Annotated in this window: 3 protein-coding genes; all 3 read right to left on the bottom strand. The window is 35.2% G+C overall.

What is annotated here, in order from left to right:
- Positions 1 to 94: 94 nt before the first annotated feature.
- A complete protein-coding gene (locus tag MWU84_RS23685; protein WP_246906483.1) occupies positions 95 to 799 on the bottom strand; it encodes a hypothetical protein in 705 nt (234 codons plus the stop codon).
- A gap of 213 nt (positions 800 to 1,012) precedes the next feature.
- On the bottom strand, positions 1,013 to 2,104 hold the full coding sequence (locus tag MWU84_RS23680; protein WP_246906482.1) for a serine hydrolase domain-containing protein: 1,092 nt from the start codon (positions 2,102 to 2,104) through the stop codon (positions 1,013 to 1,015).
- Positions 2,105 to 2,121: 17 nt separating this feature from the next.
- Positions 2,122 to 2,688, bottom strand: a complete 567-nt coding sequence (locus MWU84_RS23675) for a GNAT family protein (protein ID WP_246906481.1) — start codon at positions 2,686 to 2,688, stop codon at positions 2,122 to 2,124.
- Positions 2,689 to 2,824 lie beyond the last annotated feature (136 nt).

The following is a 2,824-nucleotide window of genomic DNA, read 5'->3' as shown; positions in this document are numbered from 1 at the left end:
AACCGCCGTATACGAGACCCGTACGTACGGTGGTGTGAGGGGTGCACTCCGTCATTTGATGGCGGAGCCATCCACTCGATTATCTGCTGGCTTTTCACACGGCTAATATTTTATCAGCTATGATTAGGCACTCCTCCAAATCACTTGGCATTCCGATTGTATTTGTTTCTAAGTCCAAAAGTCTTTTACCTATTTTTATTCTGTCTGCTCCTTCCTTTTTTAAACTAAAAATTCCTGCCACATATCCAGAATATTCATCTCTGGGAGCAACATCATTAATTCCAATTGGGTCCCAGTCATACCAAAGGATATCGTCTATTTTTTTATATGTAATTAGGTCTTTAGCAGCTTTGATACTTTTTCGAAGTCCTTTGTTTCTATTGAAAATTAGAATAGTTGCCTTTACTTCTTGTTTTAAATATTCATCTGAAATTGTGTCCGCAAATTTTAATGCTAATCGCGGAATGTAAAATCCACTATCCGAGTCGAAAGGTGCGGGAAGTCCAGCAGCATTATATGTGATTTTAGCAATACATTCTGCAAGACATAGATATATCTCAAACTCAGAATCTGTGTTTTTTAGATTCAATCTTCTAATCGCAGTAAATTGTTCATGAGCATCTTTCCATTTTTTCGAATCCTCAATGATTTCGTAAAGTCCTATTATTTCCGTTGGTAATTTGTCAATGTGTCTATCAAATCGCTTTAAAATTAAACCAGCCCAATCTGGACGAACAGCACTCGGTACATTGTCGAATATTTGTTGACCTACATTGATGTCGGTTTTTATTTTCTCCATTTTTTGAGCTTGCAGATAACGGTTTAGCTATGAACAGTACGGATGCAAACTGGCGTTTGCTTGCCGCCACGCACATAGCGAAATCTTTTGGTTTTGTTTTTTCTTTTTTTTGTCCAAAGCAAAATCCAAAAGATTTTGCGGACTTCATAAAAATACACAAGCCTAGCGATTAAGCCTGAAGCCCGTATTGTTTATAGGTTGTGTTATGCCACGTTATTTTTCGGTCTGTTTTTCCGCTATCAATTCTTTAAAGAAATTAGTTACTGCTGAAGCTCCTGTTTTTCCATTGTCGTCAATATTTGATAAAATTACAACAGTATAGTTGTCTTTCATAAAATCCATAAGTTCTCCTCGAACACCATACCAACCTCCACTATGCCCTTGAATTGTTTGGTTATAACGCAAGTCAATGTCCATACCATACCCCAAATTTGTATTATAGCCTTTTACTTTTGGCTCGTACATTAATTCGGCAGTTGATTTTTTTAATAATTTACCATTTCTTAGAGCTTTAGAGAATTTAAATAAATCTTCGACAGTCGAATAATGGAATCCTGCTGGCGATGCTTTTGAAAGATAATGTTCGTTTCTTTTTGGAAATTTGCTTTCTCCAAATAAAGTCGTGTATCCACTAGCTTTGTTTTGTACGACGGAATCGATTTCCAACTCCCCCGTATTTTCCATTTCCGCTGGTTTGAAAATATTTTGTCTCACATAGTCATAATAATTTTGTCCGCTAACTTTCTCGATAATAAGACCTAGAATCACAAAACCAGATGCACTATAATTGTACTTTGTACCTGGATGAGACAATAAGGTGTCATTAGCAAACAAAGAAACAAAATCTGATATATTCTTGTATTTCGATTTTTCCTCTTGCAAGAAGTCGCCCACATAAAAGTTGTTGTTCCCCGATGTGTGCGTCAGTAGCTGATGGATTGTTACCGAATCCCTCACGAGTTTGTTTGGATAATTGGGCAAATATTCTCCAATAGGTCTTTTAAGTTCGATTTTGCCATTTTCGTAAAGTTGCAAAGTTGCGACTGCCGTAATCATTTTGGTAATCGAGGCAATGTTAAACTTTGTATCAACTTTGTTGGGGATTCCATATTCTATACTGGCAAGACCAAAAGCTCTCTTCTCAATTATCGTATCATTATTTGCAACCAAAATTGTTCCTGAAAAATTATTAGGGCTTAAATTGTCCAAAAAATTCTTGATTTCGCTGTCTTTTGTTTGTCCAAAAGAATTAGTTAGAAATAGCAGAAGCGCTATCGCTGTGTGAATTGATATTTTGGATTTCATCGTTTTTATATTGTTGTTTATGGCTTTTTCCATTCTTCCTTAAGAATGCTATATATAAAAGTTCCTTTACTTTCTCCATATGATTGGATGTTGTAATTTCTCAATAGACCCTCTTTGACAGCTCCAATCTTTTCGATTGCCTTTTGAGATTTTACGTTATTTATGTCAATCTTAAACTCTACCCTTCTAAGTTTTAAAACGTCAAAGCAATAATCTAATAAAAGTCCTTTACAAACCGCATTAATGCCCGTTCCTTGAAATTTATAACCAATCCATGTCCAGCCTATTTCCAATCTTTTACTGGGAAAACTAATATTTCCAAACATTGTGATTCCGATTGGATTATCATTTTCTTTACTTGTAATTAATAGCGGATATATTTCTTTTTCTTTTTTTGAAATTAGACAAAAGTCAAAGTAATCCATTAAATCACTTCTGTTTTTTACCCTTGCCCCGAACTCTCCGAGTTCCGTGTTGTAGCTTATAGATTCTATTTTGTCAATATCATTAATGGATAAAGGGCGTAATAAAATTGACTCGTTTTCAAGAATCAATTCAGATGAGAAAAATGTTTCTAAGTTCATATTGTTTTTGTGAAGACTAGATGTTTTTCATAATGTGGCATAACATTATAGGATTAAATCATGTAAGCCAATGGCGCAGTTTGATTTAATCCGCCGTTGAACTATGCGGTGTCGGTTTTGCGCTTATAATGCTATG

This window comes from Arenibacter sp. F20364 (assembly GCF_023015905.1).
GTDB lineage: Bacteria > Bacteroidota > Bacteroidia > Flavobacteriales > Flavobacteriaceae > Arenibacter.
The sequence above is the reverse complement of the archived record's forward strand: the minus strand, read 5'-3'. Positions and strand labels throughout refer to the sequence as shown.

Coding starts and splice junctions, on each gene's coding strand:
- MWU84_RS23675 (WP_246906481.1), bottom strand. CDS start 2,688: ATGAACTTAGAAACATTTTTCTCATCTGAATTGATTCTTGAAAACGAG.
- MWU84_RS23680 (WP_246906482.1), bottom strand. CDS start 2,104: ATGAAATCCAAAATATCAATTCACACAGCGATAGCGCTTCTGCTATTT.
- MWU84_RS23685 (WP_246906483.1), bottom strand. CDS start 799: ATGGAGAAAATAAAAACCGACATCAATGTAGGTCAACAAATATTCGAC.